Origin of the sequence: Oceanobacillus salinisoli, from assembly GCF_009733865.1 — a bacterium.
Taxonomy (GTDB): Bacteria; Bacillota; Bacilli; order Bacillales; family Amphibacillaceae; genus Oceanobacillus; species Oceanobacillus salinisoli.
On record NZ_WOFB01000015.1, the window covers coordinates 42,479 to 56,733 of the forward strand.

The following is a 14,255-nucleotide window of genomic DNA, read 5'->3' on the forward strand; positions in this document are numbered from 1 at the left end:
CTTACCTTAACCGTCCATACATAAAAATATGGTTAATCCGTTAGTTCATTTACTAGTGATTCGAATTTTAATCCTCTGGATGCTTTAAATAATAGCAATGATTCATTATTTAAATACGGTTGAAGTGATTCCAACAGTTCTTCTTTTGAATGAAAATGCTCGGTCTTAATGAAATTAGCTTTCTCCCTATTTACGGTCTGAGAAATGACTTTTGCATGTTCCCCTATCGTGAACAACGCAGTAATTGGTGACTCAACCACTTCTGCTACTGTTTGATGCAGTTGTTTCGCATGTTCCCCAAGTTCCAATACATCTCCAAGAATTAAAACTTTATCGGTAAATCCGCTCAATTCTTTTACCACTTCAATGGCCGCTCTCATCGATGTTGGTGATGCATTATACGCATCATTAATAATCGAAACATCGTTTACACCCTTGATTAACTCAAAACGCATCGACGTTCGCTGAACCGAAAGTAATGCTTGTTTCCTTTGGTCTTTTTTAATTCCCAACTGTTCACCTAGTGCTATCGCAAAGGTTGCATTTTTGGCATGGTGTTTACCTAGTAATGGGACATGATAAATGGCATCATCAGCCAGCTTAAAGATGGTTTCCTTTACCGTAACTTTCGCATCTACTATTTTATAATCATTTCCATCATTAAATCCACAGGTAACCGTATTTGGCTTTTGATGCAATGAACGAAGCAAATCTTCATCACCGTCAATAATAATCGTACCATTTTCTTTTAAGCCATGTACGATTTCCATTTTCGCTTTTGCAATTCCTTCTCTGGATCCAAGAAATTCAATATGTGACTCTCCTATATTGGTAATGATTGCATGATCAGGCTTCGCTATTTTAGATAAGGTTTCAATTTCGCCAAAATTACTCATTCCCATTTCCAATACAAGTACTTCTGTATTTCTTTTCATCGATAGTATCGTTAATGGAAGACCAATGTGATTATTAAAATTTCCATTTGTATAATGAGTCACATAACTTGACATTGCCATCGAGGCAACTAAATCCTTTGTTGTCGTCTTCCCATTGGAACCTGTAATCCCAATCACAATTGGGTTCACCTCATCACGATAATTCCTTGCCAGCCTCTGCAAGGCGTTTAATGTATCTTCTACCATAAATACTGGAATATCAGAAGAGATCGATGACGGTAGCTCCTTATCTTTCTTCCAAAATATGGCCACAGCTCCATTCTCGATAGCTTGCTCCACAAATTGATGACCATCAAAGTTTTCACCAATAAGTGGAATAAACAAAGAATTTCTAACCTTTAACCGGCTGTCTGTATTTACCTCTTGAATTTCAACAGTTGGATCAACATTCCCTTGAATATCGGAAAACCAATTTGCTAACTCCTTTATCGTCCATAACATGAGTCATTACCCCTTAGCAATAATCGCGCTTTTTGCTACTTCACGATCATCAAAATCATATTTAATGTGACCAATTTGCTGATAGGTTTCATGTCCTTTTCCAGCAATTAATATAATATCATCTTTTTTGGCATAAGCAATCGCTTTGTTGATTGCTTCTTTCCGGTCTACAATAACTTCGTAGCTATCTGATGCTTCCAATCCTTCTATCATATCATTTAAGATTGCTGATGGATCTTCTGTTCTTGGATTATCCGAAGTAAAAATAGCATAATCAGCATATTGTAGTGCTTTCTTTGCCATTAATGGACGCTTGGTTCGATCACGATCTCCCCCACATCCTACAACAACATAAATATGGTTTGCGGCAAATTCGTTTACCGTTTGCAGCACATTTTCCAATGAGTCAGGGGTATGTGCGTAATCAACGATAACCGTATAGTTCTGACCATTGTCAACAACCTCAAATCGGCCACTTACACCTTGTATACTTTCCAAAGCTGCTTTTATCACTTCTAATGGAACATTTCCAGCAATAGCCGCTGCAGCTGCTGCAAGCATATTGTAAACATTAAACATTCCAATTAGTTTGCTGGAAACCGTTACTGTTCCAATTGGAGTAATTAAGGTGAAGGAAGTTCCGGCTGCATCGAGCTTTACATCTTTAGCCGAAACATCTGCTTCATGGTTGTATCCGTATGTTAAAATATGCTGTGCCGTGCTTCGTTTTAAAAGGTCGCAAGAAGCATCATCTGCATTTATAACAGCAAATTTTTGTTTATCTAGATTATAGTTATTACCCAATTGACTAAACAAAAGACTTTTTGCCCGCAAATAATCATCTAAATCCTTATGGTAATCCAGGTGATCCTGGGATAGATTCGTGAAAACAGCAATATCATAATCACTGCCATGCACCCTTCCTAAATCAAGGGCATGGGAGGATACCTCCATGATGGCCTGTTCAACCTGTTCGTCTTTCATTTTTTTGAAAAAGCGTTGAAGATCCAAAGCATTTGGTGTTGTATTTGGTGTAGGAAACGTATCTTCACCAATTTTCATTTGAATGGTTCCAATTAACCCTGTTTTTTTCTCATACTGATTAAATATTTTTTCTAATAAATACGTAACCGTAGTTTTTCCGTTCGTACCGGTAACCCCAATGAGTGGTATCCTTGAAGTTGGGTAATTAAAAAACCTAACTGCTAGCATTGCCAGTGCCTTGGAAGTGTCACTAACTAAAATAGTTGGTACACTCGCTTCTACCTGTTTTTCCGCAATAATTGCTGATGCACCATTGCGAACCGCTTCATCTACATAATCATGTCCATCCACGGTAAATCCTGAAATACATACAAACAGAAAACCGGGCTTCACTTTTCTTGAATCCATTTCGAGATCAATAATGTCAATATTGTCCAAGACAGATTCGGTTCTGTAAAAAGGTATAATCGAAAGTAATTCATTTAAATTCATGCAAAAACATCCTTTATTTTATTGTTTCTTTTCGGAAGTAAAGTTACTTTTACGTACCGCAGCAGATACTAAAATGTGACACTACTTCATATGGTTGATGATCATCATCCGCTTCGAATATACAAAGTACTTCCGTAGTGGTCGTGCTAAAGCAACACTCATTTTAGAAAGTAGCCTTTTATTTTTTACCTGCTGAATAATTGGAATCGCAAACTAGCTATATATGTATTCTATAACTTACCTATTTTTAAGAGGGTGAAATTCACCCTCTTAAAAAATCATCACGTTTTTTTAAAGATAAAGATGGATAGAAACGATAACCATATCAAAACTGTTTCCATTTATTATAGCAAACTTTATTCATCATCTCGATGTTTTTCATCACTTAAATAAATGCGAACCTTTGAACCTGGTTCCAATTTCGTTCCTGGATCAGGTGCTTGATCAATAATATAATCACCAGACCCACTTGTTTCGATGGACAAGTTCGTAAGCATTTCAGCTAATTCACCTTTGGATAAACCGATTAGATCCGGAACCTCCACTGCAGGTTCTTCTGGCCATTGATATTTCTTTTCTAATCCACCAGTACGCGGCTCCACCCCTAAAGCACGTAAACTGTCTCCAATTATTGTTCCTACAATTGGTGCTGCAACAACCCCACCAAATTGTACCGTATTTTTCGGATTATCGACTGCTACATAGACAACAATTTCCGGGTCATCTGCAGGTGCGAAACCAATAAATGAAACAATATAGTTATTTTCTAAATAACCTCCATTTGGACCTACTTTTTGAGCAGTACCTGTTTTCCCACCAACTCGATACCCTTCAACATATGCTGGTCGGCCTGTCCCTTGTGCAACTACACTTTCCAATGCATAGCGCAGTTCCTCTGAAGTAGACTGTGAAATCACCCTTTCTTTCATTTCGGGTTCTCGTTTGTCGACTACTTCACCGGTCTGTGGATCAATCCACTCTTCCGCTATATATGGTTCATATAAATATCCTCCATTCACCGCAGCAGCTACTGCCATAACTTGCTGAATAGGTGTAACAGAAACACCTTGACCAAAGGAAGTAGTAGCCAATTCAACAGGTCCAACGTTTTCAGGTTTAAATAAAATCCCTGTTGCTTCCCCCTGTAAATCAATTCCGGTTTCTTGCCCAAAACCAAATCTATCAATATAGGAATACAATTTTTCCGTCCCAAGCATTTGACCCAAGTTTACAAATCCAGGGTTACAGGAGTTCTGTACAACCTCTAAATAACTCTGATGCCCATGCCCACCACTTTTCCAGCAATGAATATTGGCTCCTCCAACTTCTATGGATCCATCATCATGAAATTCGTCTTCTTCTAAATCCACGGCATCTTCCTCTAGAGCTGCAGCTAATGTAATAATCTTAAATGTGGATCCCGGTTCATATGTTGCCCATATAGGTAGGTTTCGGTTAAAGATTGACTGATCAACATCCATGTAATTTTCAGGGTGGAAATTAGGTCTGGAGGACATTCCAAGTACACCTCCAGTTTTTGGATCAACAGCAATTGCCAGTGCTGAATCTGGCTCATACTTGGATTCCACTAGATCAAGCTCACGCTCAATAATTGTTTGCACCTTTGAATTGATGGTTGTTTTTAGATGGTTACCATCTGTAGGAGGATTATAGATATCAGCAAGCGTCTCTAATCTCCTCCCCTTTGCATCTGAATAAAATGCCAAACTTCCCTCTTCACCACTTAACTGTTCATCATAGTAAAGTTCTAATCCCATTAGTCCCTGGTTATCAATACCTGCAAAACCTAATACATGGGATAAATCATCACCTAAAGGGTAATGCCGTTTGGAATCCTTTGACAGATAGACACCACTCAAATTGGCAGAACGGACCGCTTTTTCCTGTTCTTCAGAAATTTTAATCCCTTCAGGGCGTAAATTAGCACTGGAAGCATTTTTCGTTATTTGCTCAAAAACCTGATCTTTATCCATATTAAGTATATTGGCCAATTTCGATGCCGTATCTTCTGGTTCCTCAATTTGCCTAGGAACGACTACAATGGAAGGTGCTGTAACATTTTCGGCGAGCACTTCCCCCTCCGCATCCAATATAAGGCCCCTTTCCGGCTCAAATACAATGTCCCTTGTCCATAAATCCGTTGCTTGTCCAACCAATTCATCACCTAAGAAAAATTGAACATAGCCTAAACGGATAACAATGATTGCTAGGATTAGAATAGCAAAAAGAAAAACAGTGACTATTCGTTTTCTAACCGTTACAGTGGATACACGCTTCATTTCTAAATCCCCTTTTCATAGGTAGGCTTGTATCAACTATATGAAGTAAAAAATTCGAATAGAACACTGTTTATCTTTAAATTTCATCACTCTGTTTCATTTGACTCTTCTGGTTGAACTGATTCCGGTATTTCTTCTGGTTCACTGGAATGCTCCTCTTTATCTTCTTCTGTACTTTCAGATTCACCTGGAGCTTTCAACTCCACCGCTAAATAGTCATTTTCCTTTATTGGTGTACCCTCTTCAATATTTTGCGTGATGACATATCCATTCCCGAAGCTTTCCATTTTCAGTCCGATTAAATCCGCGAGCTGGGATACATCTCTGATTGACCAGTCCTTAATATTTGGCATCGTTGGTTTATCTGTGACTATAATAATCCGTTCTTGTGCAATAACCTTGTCACCTTCTTTAACATTAGCTGAAATGATGTTTCCTCCGTCACCAACAACGGTGACATTTAATCCATAATCAGCCAGTTGCTGTTGGAGATCGGTAGTTTTTGCACCTATGACCTTTGGAATTTCCACCTTATTTGGCGTATTATCTTCTTGTTTGTCAGGATCAATATTCAAATAATGCAAGCTGTTTTCCATTACGTTTCGGTAAATAAAGGAAACAGGGTCTGATCCGACTTCATACGTATCTAATTTTGGTTGTTTCACAGATACATACATGACTAGCTGCGGATCGTCAATCGGGGCCATTCCAAGGAAAGAAAAAATATAATTATTCTTCCCTGTTAGGTAACCGCCACCTTCTGGATTTGGTATTTCAGCAGTCCCCGTTTTCCCACCGGTTGTATAATCCTCCAATTTGAACTTTTTCCCTGTCCCATTTTCACCAACAACGACAGATTCCAGTAAAGTTAACACCTGGTCTGCTGTTGCTTCTGATATTGGCTGACCAACGACATTTGGACTTTTTTCTTCCATTATTTTTCCGGTAGAAGAATCAACGATTTTCTGAATTACATATGGCTGGACCATTTTCCCATCATTAGCAATGGCTGTTGCAGCTTTCATTTGCTGAATTGGTGTTGATGTTGAACCTTGACCAAACGATGTAGTAATTTTTTCAAGGGGCCAGTTATACAGTATTTCACCGGCAACCTCCCCAGGTAAATCGATACCTGTCTTCTTATCGAAATCAAATGCATGCAAGTAGTCTAAAAACTTGTCTGTTCCTATATTTTCCCAAACAAGCTTTGCAGCTGCAACGTTGGATGAACGTTCAAAACCTTCATCAAAGGAAATCGTGCCCCACCCTTCCCCATTATTGTGATCGTGAATAGCATTGATTTGCGCATTTACTTGAAAACTACCCGATTGAAAAATATCTTCTCCATTATAAACTCCTTCCTCAATCGCAGCAGCCCATGTAAACATTTTTACTGTTGACCCTGGCTCAAAAGGTGTAGAAATAACATCATTATACCAATTTTCTACATTTGCTGGATTATTCGGATTATAGCTCGGCCGATTCCCCATTGCCAGAACTTCTCCGGTTTTAGGGTCCATAACAACCGCGGTAATCCGCTCGGGTTCATATTCTTCCTCCACCTGTGATAAAACATCTTCTACGAGCGTTTGAATTTTTTGATCAATAGTTAAATAGACATCGTCTCCATTTTCCGGCTCACTAATAATTTCATTCGGCTTTAACAACCGTTTATTGTATTGATCACGTTGATAGGAAATATACCCATCCTCACCTTTTAGCAAATCATTCATTTCGTTTTCCATACCTGCTATCCCTTTTATTTCACTGGTAAGTTCCCCATCTATTTCCACTTCTTCTTCTCTGGCAAACCCGATAATATGAGAGGCGAATGTTCCATTTGGATAATATCGCTGGGAATGTTCTTCAAAGTTTATGCCTGGCAAGTTTAAATTTTCAATCTGCTCTTTCGTTTGCTGAGATATATCGTTACCAGCCTTTCCAAATTCAACTTGGAACCTATCCTGATTGATCCCTTTTAATAGGGGGTCAAGTATATCGCTCTCTTCCACCCCCAGGATAGGAGCCAAAGCTTGTGCTGTTCTCTCAGGATCAACCACATGCTTTGGCTCATCTAAATTCTTCGAGTACTCTTCCCGAACGATTGCATATAGACGATATACAGGCATATCATAAGCAAGTGCCATCCCATTATTATCGTAGATTTTTCCCCTTTCCGCATTAATCGTATAAGAAGAAGTCCGCTTTTGATCGGCAAATTCCTTCAGAGAAACCCCATCAATCTCACCAGTTGCTTGTATATACATAAACCTTCCAGTCAGCACTATGAAAGCAACAGAGAATAAAACAATCAAAATAGCAGACATGAAGTGGGTTGTTTTGTTTTTCCGCATACAAATTCCCCTTGCTTAGTTGTTAAATATCTGTGCTTGTTTCACTTCAGCATCTTGAATTTTTAATCCTTTATCTTTTGCAATCCCTAAAATCCTTTCAGGTCGACTAAGCTCTTTCTTTTCAAACAATAAGCCCTCATTCGTTACTTGCTGATTTCTTACTGTTTGTTCTAAAGTCTCCAGTTCTCGGTTTAATGTATCAGTTGAGGAAGAATAAGAAACAATAAAAACACCTGAAAGAATAAAGCACATGAAGACAACGGAATAGATTACCTTTTCCCCTCTTGTTATCCATCCTTGTTTACGGACTTTTACATGTGGTTTCTGTTCTTTTTGAGGAGTTTTCTGTGGATTTAAATGTTGCCAGCTATGGGCATGATTTGCACTCATTATTTCTTCCACCCTTCTTCATAAGTAAATTCTTCATTCCATGGATTGACCTTCTCAACAATACGCAGCTTTGCTGAGCGTGATCTCCGGTTTTCTTCTAATTCCTCGTCCCCTGCAATAATTGGCTTTCTTGTAATCAGCTTAAATGGTGCCTCAAACTCTTTTGGAATAATTGGCAGATTCTTTGGTGTTTGTTTCGGTGTGCTCCATTTCTTAAAAGCTTGCTTACACAGTCTATCTTCTAATGAGTGAAACGTAATAACAGCAATTCGGCCATTTACACCAATTATTCTTGCAGATTGATGAATAGCATCATTAAACGCTTCTAACTCATCGTTTACAGCTATACGCAGTGCCTGGAAAATACGTTTAGCAGGATGTCCACCTTTCCTTCTCGCCGGAGCAGGTATCGCATCTTTAATTATTTCCACTAATTCATGTGTCGTTTCTATTGCCTTCGTTTTACGGTATTCTTCCAATTTCCTGGCAATTTGTTTAGAGAATTTTTCTTCCCCATACCGGAAGAAAATCGAAACCAATCGATTGTAAGGCCAATTATTTACAATTTCATAAGCAGTCAAATCTATGGTTTGGTTCATTCTCATATCCAATTTCGCATCTTGCTGGTAGCTAAATCCTCTATCTCCTCTATCCAACTGTGGTGATGAAACACCCAAATCAAATAAAATACCATCTACCTGTTCAATACCATGTTCATTTAACTTTTCTTCCATCTCTCTAAAGTTGGCATGAATAAATAGAATATTATCCTGATAAGCCTTTAGCCTTTCTTTTGCAGCATCTAAAGCGTCAAGATCCTGATCAAAAGCAATTAATAAACCATTCCCGTTAAGCCTGGAAGCTATTTGTTCAGAATGACCTCCACCGCCAAGAGTACAGTCTATGTATGTGCCATCCTCTTTAATAGCTAATCCTTTTATCGTTTCATCTCTTAATACACTATAATGTTCAAACATCATTACACCCACTTTTTTATCTTAAACAGCTAAATTAAATATCAAAATCCATAAGATTTTCGGCAATTTCTCCAAAAGATTCCTCAGAATCTGTAACATATTCTTCCCAATTATCACTAGCCCAAAACTCTATACGGTTTGACACCCCAATCACTACACATTCCTTTTCTAAATCCGCATATTTCCGAAGTGTCTGTGGAATATTTATTCTCCCCTGTTTGTCCACTTCGCATTCAACTGCACCAGAAAAGAAAAATCGAGTAAAAGCTCTAGCATCCTTTTTTGTTAGTGGGAGTTTTTTTAACTTTTCTTCTAGTAATTTCCATTCTTCCATTGGGTAGGCGAATAAACACTTATCAAGTCCACGGGTCACAACAAATGAGTCTCCAAGATCCTCACGAAACTTGGAAGGGACAATGATTCTGCCTTTTGGATCAATGTTATGTTGAAATTCACCCATGAACATAAAGTACGCCCCACTTTCATATTTCTAATATTACCACATCCCCCCACAATTCACCACTAAATTCCCCAAAAATATTTTATTTTTTTATATAATCGGGATCCACCAATAAACATCGGCCATCAAAAAAGCCGTCATCTCTTGAGATGACGGCTTTTTTACAATTACTTTTTAATTAGTGGTGAATGGTGGTGGACTTTTCCCAAAATCTATAAATAAACAAGATAATGATCATTCGAAAAGGAACATGAATATTCCAATGTTTCTTTAATAAAATCCGTACCATATTTATTTATTATCGGAAGTGGGTTCCATACACGTTCCTGTAAACCATCTGGATAAAGGAATAACTGTATAAGATTCAGTTCCTCCAGATCCTTCTCATATTTCTCTTCAACCGCTCGAATCATTCTTTCTTCCAAGAATGTAATTTCTTTATGTAAATAAAATAAGTTTTTATCAGCTAAATCACCTATATCAGATCGGATTTCTTTTGCAAGTGTCCTTAATGGCTGATGCGCTTTACCAACGGTGTCTTTTATTTCCTCTGCTAAAGCACGGATTGGCGGATGGGTTTTGGAGTCAATCCAGGCTTTTTTATAATCTGTAACTCCATTATTAATCACATCACTAGGAGTTAGACTGAAATGCTTCAAAACTTTATTTACTTTGGAATCAATATATGTAAAAGACAAACGCGGTAATACTGGCGGCATTTTTATGTCAAATGCATGAAAGGCAGGCTTTAATGCAGCCCAATAACTTATTTCACCCGGACCACCTATGAAAGCAAGAGATGGAAACAATAATTCCTGCATAACCGGTCTTGTAACCACATTATTACTTAATTTCTCCGGATTTTTTTCTGCAATTTGAATTAATTCCTCTGTTGAAAGCACCACCTCATTTTGCTTTCCTATCCAATCTCCATATTCATTTCGAAAGAGCAGGATTCTTTCCTTTCCTTGATGATAAAAAAGATTTCCCCCACTTAACTCCACTTCAAGAGGTACATGATAATCCTGCGCCTTTAATCTTTCCATCGTTTCACAAACACCACTGCTTAATTCGTTTTGTTTCTCAATCATATACACAAAATGTTTGCTTTCCATTCTTCGGACTAGTGGGTGGGCTGAGTCCATTAACACTAATCCTTCCTCAGGGAACAGACTGTAAATAAGCCGCGCAAAAAAGTCGGTATAAGTTGCTGATTGCTCTAAGCAATCGATGATAGATTCATATAGCGTTATCGTATACTCCGTTTCTTCGATTTGGAGGAAAATCCCCTTCAGCCAGCGAAGCATTTCTTCCTTATCCAATTCAATGTCAGAGACAGAACGCTTGTCTGTTACCTGCTGAGCCACTTTATATTTTTTCATTCGTGAATTTTTTTGTAAATAAATATGATTAATTTCATCAAAATCATGATCTTCTCCAGCAATCCAAAACACAGGAATTACTGGGACATCTAGCTTTTCCTCTTGTCGTTTGGCTAATTGTATAATGGAAATTATTTTATTGATGGTATACATCGGTCCTGTCAACAGTCCTGCTTGTTGACCTGCAATGACAACCACACTGTTTTCATCTGACAACCGGTCTACATTATGCAGTGTAGAACTTGGAGCCCCCCACTGCTTATTCATTTTATAGAGTACCTCTGTTAAAGAATCCCTCTGAAAGGTTCTTTTTTTTAAATCCTTCAGTCTCTGTTCCAGATTTTCAGATGGAATATATTCAAAAAAATCCAAGATATCTTGTTTATTCGAACGATAGTCGGAAACAATCTTACTTTGATTATATATTCTAATTGGATCAATCCACATAGAAATTCGTTCTCCTTTATCTACTTAGTCCTTTTTTGTATTTTACCTAAATCCTATCTTTTTTTCATTCATTCTGTTTCTAACTGTTTCTAAGAAAGTATTTCCTGGAACTCATGCCTGCTCTATCCAATTATCTGCATGATGATTCCAGTAATCACCAAACACACATAGCTGAACATAAATAACAAAAAACTAATTCTCCACAATATCCTAAATGCCTTTTTAAACTCAATATCCATATGGTTTCTCCATTGATAAAGGATCGTTAAGGTGAGAACAATAAGCATGAATAATAATATAAAACCAGTGGTTGACATATGAAAGAGATTTTGGATAAGAAGATTCACTGCTATTATATATAGTAATGTTGTCCAATTTACCGAAGTATGTACAGCTCTTTTTGTTGAATGAAAAATTTTCAATGAAATGATATAAACAATAACCGAAGCTATGGCAGGTATTGTTATGAAAAATGCCAGGAAATAAACAATGAAATCAACCAAACCTATCCGCCTCCTACCCACACCACTGGACTCTTTTTCCATATCAGTCTATATTTTTACTATTTTCTTTATCTCACAAACCTTTTTCCATCGATATTACTTTATCATATATTACGCAAACAGAATATATTTTGCTTTCAAAAAATGATATTTAAGTAATTTTCTTATTGTTTATTTTATTTAAAAATTAGCGTGTTTATATTATAATATAATTGTATGATGATTCACCTAAGAAAAATCATTACAATAAGTTAGTCTTTCAGGGGAATTAAAGCGCTAACACATAGGGGAGTGATTTCATGGATAACATTAAAGTAGAAAGGCTACTAATAAATTATAAAACGCTTGAAATGTTTAAACGTTTTCGAGAATATGGCCACCAGGAATTATCAATGATGGAAGAATTACAAAATAATATCGTCGAAAATAATAGTGAATCACCTTTTTATGGCATTTATTATGGAAACAACCTCGCAGCCAGAATGAGTTTATATGAAGTGAAGAAGGAATATGATCATTATTTCGATCCTCCTCAGGATTATCTCACTTTATGGAAGCTGGAAGTATTGCCGGACTACCGGGGAAATGGATATGGAAGAGCTTTGGTTGATTTCGCTAAAAGCTTCCAATTGCCCATAAAAACCAACCCACTCGTTAATTCTCATGGGTTTTGGAAGAAAATGGGCTTTCAAAAAGCACAATATGATATGCAGCGTGACTTAGGAGAAAATCCACTTATTTGGATGCCTGAAGGAGTCAGGGAAAAGGAAATTTCTAAATAAATAATGATGAAAGACATGAATGCCCAAATCCATTCATGTCTTTTTCTTTCAGATATGTTATGCTGCGATATTAGTTTATATGGTCGTCTTTATAAGACTTGATTCTTTCTAGGATTTTCGTGATTTCATCCCATGCATATTCATAGCGCTGCAGCACTTCTTTTAATTGTTTATTTTCATCCTGTAACTCTGCAACAGCTTTTTCATGCTCTTCTTTACTCAAACCGCCCTCTTCCTGAAATTTCACTTTCATTTTTTCCAATAACATAATAGCGGATTCAATAGTGTCTTTTTCTTGGTTCTCTGTTTTAACCAGCTTCCATACATCTTTTCGTGTTCCTTGTTTTCTTTCTTCTTTTGCTAACTCAATTGCATCTTGATATTGTTTACGAATCGTTGCATTCCATCTAAATCCGCACGCTGCTGGTGTACGGGATAATTGAGCTGCGACCTCTCTAAAGGCTTCTAGTTGCGTCTTACCCTCTCTAATATAACGAAGTACGGTCTCAGCTAAAATAACATCTTCATCTTTTGTCCAAGCGTCTTGCCGTGTTTCGTTCATAACACCCCTCCTTATTTCTTTGCTATAAAATGTATGCAAAAAATAGGAGTACTAGAATAAAATGTTTCGTTATTTGTGTGATAAAAAATTTAAAAAAGTCATTTTATCTTCCTCAGAGTTCCATAACAGAGCGGTTTACTTCGCTTCTTTAGTCATATGAAAAATATATGCTCTCAAGTGTCCTATTTTTTATTAATAGCATTTGACGATAGGATTTCGATATGTAGGCATTTAATAGGTTATCCATATTTTTGGACTTCATATCATTCACTGTTTTATGTATGCCTTTGCCCCAATCACTTTCCTAAGTTGTTTGCTTTTCATATACTTGGGATGTGAAAATTTTTGCTGTATTGATTTTTTACTTTCCCAAAAAAAGAACAGACCACAAATAAGTGATCTGTTCTCTAATAGGTTGATTTAGTTATTAACTACATCTTTCCCATCGTAGTGTCCGCAAGATTTGCAAACATGGTGTGGCTTCGTTAATTCTCCACAATTTGAGCATTCTACCATTCCAGGTACGTGTAATTTTTTATGAGTACGACGTTGATTCTTCACTTTTTTAGACGTTCTTCTTTTAGGTACTGCCATGACTTACACCTCCTTTAAAGAAAGAAAAACTATTTTTCTTCCGTTTTTTTATCAAGTAATGACTGTAATTTTTGAAGACGTGGATCTACCTTACTTTTTTCTTCTTCTTCTGAGAGGAATTCCCAGCCTTCTCCACTAAAAGGAGCATTATCTGTATCTTTATCAGAAAAAACCCGAAATGGTATTTCCAATAAAATATTCTCCTTTATGTATGGGGTTAAATCTATTGTGTCCCCATTTACTGGGTGGATTTCCTGTTCCTCTTCTTCCTTACCCATATATGATGAAGTGGAAAATATCTCAGTCGCTTTCATTTTGAAAGGATAAGGGACGTCCACTAATGTACGTGCATCAGGCAAAATCATTTCCCCTTCTATTGTGAAAGAGAAAATAAACTGATTGCCTCTTTGCGTACAATGTCCAAGAACATGTACAGGTTTAATTTCACGTATATCGTTGTTCATCGTTTGAAGTTCGGAAACATCCACATGTTCATCAAATGTGAAAGGTTCTTGGTTAGCATGTTTTCTAATTTGACCTAATGTAAATTTCATTAATTTCACCTCAAGGCAACAAGAGTTATTTTAAAAGAAAAAAAGACTTTTGTCAATATGTTTTCTTTACACCAGTC

At 37.0% G+C, this 14,255-nt stretch carries 13 protein-coding genes; 1 reads left to right on the forward strand and 12 read right to left on the reverse strand.

The window, feature by feature from the left end; all coding sequences use genetic code 11:
- Window positions 1-32: 32 nt before the first annotated feature.
- The 9 genes from GMJ66_RS11310 to GMJ66_RS11350 all read right to left on the reverse strand — a co-directional run bounded on the left by GMJ66_RS11310 (window position 33) and on the right by GMJ66_RS11350 (window position 11,686).
- On the reverse strand, window positions 33-1,397 hold the full coding sequence (locus GMJ66_RS11310) for a UDP-N-acetylmuramoyl-tripeptide--D-alanyl-D-alanine ligase (RefSeq protein ID WP_156290428.1): 1,365 nt from the start codon (window positions 1,395-1,397) through the stop codon (window positions 33-35).
- A gap of 6 nt (window positions 1,398-1,403) precedes the next feature.
- On the reverse strand, window positions 1,404-2,873 hold the full coding sequence (locus tag GMJ66_RS11315; RefSeq protein ID WP_156290429.1) for a UDP-N-acetylmuramoyl-L-alanyl-D-glutamate--2,6-diaminopimelate ligase: 1,470 nt from the start codon (window positions 2,871-2,873) through the stop codon (window positions 1,404-1,406).
- Window positions 2,874-3,229: 356 nt separating this feature from the next.
- Window positions 3,230-5,173, reverse strand: a complete 1,944-nt coding sequence (locus GMJ66_RS11320; protein ID WP_156290430.1) for a stage V sporulation protein D — start codon at window positions 5,171-5,173, stop codon at window positions 3,230-3,232.
- Between the two features lie 86 nt (window positions 5,174-5,259).
- Complete coding sequence (locus GMJ66_RS11325) at window positions 5,260-7,527, reverse strand: penicillin-binding protein (RefSeq protein WP_156290431.1); 2,268 nt, start codon at window positions 7,525-7,527, stop codon at window positions 5,260-5,262.
- Window positions 7,528-7,542: 15 nt separating this feature from the next.
- A complete protein-coding gene (ftsL, locus tag GMJ66_RS11330) occupies window positions 7,543-7,917 on the reverse strand; it encodes a cell division protein FtsL (protein WP_156290432.1) in 375 nt (124 codons plus the stop codon).
- A complete protein-coding gene (gene rsmH, locus GMJ66_RS11335; protein WP_197046672.1) occupies window positions 7,917-8,894 on the reverse strand; it encodes a 16S rRNA (cytosine(1402)-N(4))-methyltransferase RsmH in 978 nt (325 codons plus the stop codon). The genes ftsL and rsmH overlap by 1 nt, the downstream gene beginning before the upstream one ends.
- A 34-nt stretch (window positions 8,895-8,928) precedes the next feature.
- Window positions 8,929-9,360: a division/cell wall cluster transcriptional repressor MraZ gene (gene mraZ, locus GMJ66_RS11340; RefSeq protein ID WP_156290434.1), complete on the reverse strand. Its 432-nt coding sequence runs from the start codon at window positions 9,358-9,360 to the stop codon at window positions 8,929-8,931.
- Window positions 9,361-9,566: 206 nt separating this feature from the next.
- The gene (gene bshC / locus GMJ66_RS11345) at window positions 9,567-11,183 is read right to left on the reverse strand and encodes a bacillithiol biosynthesis cysteine-adding enzyme BshC (RefSeq protein ID WP_156290435.1); all 1,617 of its coding nucleotides are present in this window, start codon (window positions 11,181-11,183) and stop codon (window positions 9,567-9,569) included.
- Window positions 11,184-11,305: 122 nt separating this feature from the next.
- Window positions 11,306-11,686, reverse strand: a complete 381-nt coding sequence (locus GMJ66_RS11350; RefSeq protein WP_197046673.1) for a DUF3397 domain-containing protein — start codon at window positions 11,684-11,686, stop codon at window positions 11,306-11,308.
- 299 nt (window positions 11,687-11,985) lie between these two features.
- Here GMJ66_RS11350 and GMJ66_RS11355 point away from each other — a divergent pair, with 299 nt between their 5' ends.
- Window positions 11,986-12,468, forward strand: coding sequence for an N-acetyltransferase (locus tag GMJ66_RS11355; protein ID WP_156290437.1), 483 nt, complete (start codon window positions 11,986-11,988; stop codon window positions 12,466-12,468).
- 70 nt (window positions 12,469-12,538) lie between these two features.
- On the opposite strand, the gene GMJ66_RS11360 is transcribed toward GMJ66_RS11355, so the two are convergent.
- From GMJ66_RS11360 to GMJ66_RS11370, 3 genes are all read right to left on the reverse strand, one after another.
- Window positions 12,539-13,030 carry an RsfA family transcriptional regulator gene (locus GMJ66_RS11360; RefSeq protein WP_156290438.1) on the reverse strand — a complete coding sequence of 164 codons (492 nt, stop codon included), beginning with the start codon at window positions 13,028-13,030 and terminating at the stop codon, window positions 12,539-12,541.
- Between the two features lie 420 nt (window positions 13,031-13,450).
- Window positions 13,451-13,624, reverse strand: a complete 174-nt coding sequence (gene rpmF / locus GMJ66_RS11365; RefSeq protein WP_156290439.1) for a 50S ribosomal protein L32 — start codon at window positions 13,622-13,624, stop codon at window positions 13,451-13,453.
- Between the two features lie 29 nt (window positions 13,625-13,653).
- Window positions 13,654-14,178: a YceD family protein gene (locus tag GMJ66_RS11370; RefSeq protein WP_156290440.1), complete on the reverse strand. Its 525-nt coding sequence runs from the start codon at window positions 14,176-14,178 to the stop codon at window positions 13,654-13,656.
- Window positions 14,179-14,255 lie beyond the last annotated feature (77 nt).

Bases quoted from the DNA above. Each gene is read 5' to 3' on its own strand.
- GMJ66_RS11315 (WP_156290429.1), bottom strand. From the start codon at position 2,873: ATGAATTTAAATGAATTACTTTCGATTATACCTTTTTACAGAACCGAA.
- rpmF (WP_156290439.1), bottom strand. From the start codon at position 13,624: ATGGCAGTACCTAAAAGAAGAACGTCTAAAAAAGTGAAGAATCAACGT.
- mraZ (WP_156290434.1), bottom strand. From the start codon at position 9,360: ATGTTCATGGGTGAATTTCAACATAACATTGATCCAAAAGGCAGAATC.
- rsmH (WP_197046672.1), bottom strand. From the start codon at position 8,894: ATGTTTGAACATTATAGTGTATTAAGAGATGAAACGATAAAAGGATTA.
- ftsL (WP_156290432.1), bottom strand. From the start codon at position 7,917: ATGAGTGCAAATCATGCCCATAGCTGGCAACATTTAAATCCACAGAAA.
- GMJ66_RS11310 (WP_156290428.1), bottom strand. From the start codon at position 1,397: ATGTTATGGACGATAAAGGAGTTAGCAAATTGGTTTTCCGATATTCAA.
- GMJ66_RS11320 (WP_156290430.1), bottom strand. From the start codon at position 5,173: ATGAAGCGTGTATCCACTGTAACGGTTAGAAAACGAATAGTCACTGTT.
- GMJ66_RS11325 (WP_156290431.1), bottom strand. From the start codon at position 7,527: ATGCGGAAAAACAAAACAACCCACTTCATGTCTGCTATTTTGATTGTT.
- bshC (WP_156290435.1), bottom strand. From the start codon at position 11,183: ATGTGGATTGATCCAATTAGAATATATAATCAAAGTAAGATTGTTTCC.
- GMJ66_RS11360 (WP_156290438.1), bottom strand. From the start codon at position 13,030: ATGAACGAAACACGGCAAGACGCTTGGACAAAAGATGAAGATGTTATT.
- GMJ66_RS11355 (WP_156290437.1), top strand. From the start codon at position 11,986: ATGGATAACATTAAAGTAGAAAGGCTACTAATAAATTATAAAACGCTT.
- GMJ66_RS11370 (WP_156290440.1), bottom strand. From the start codon at position 14,178: ATGAAATTTACATTAGGTCAAATTAGAAAACATGCTAACCAAGAACCT.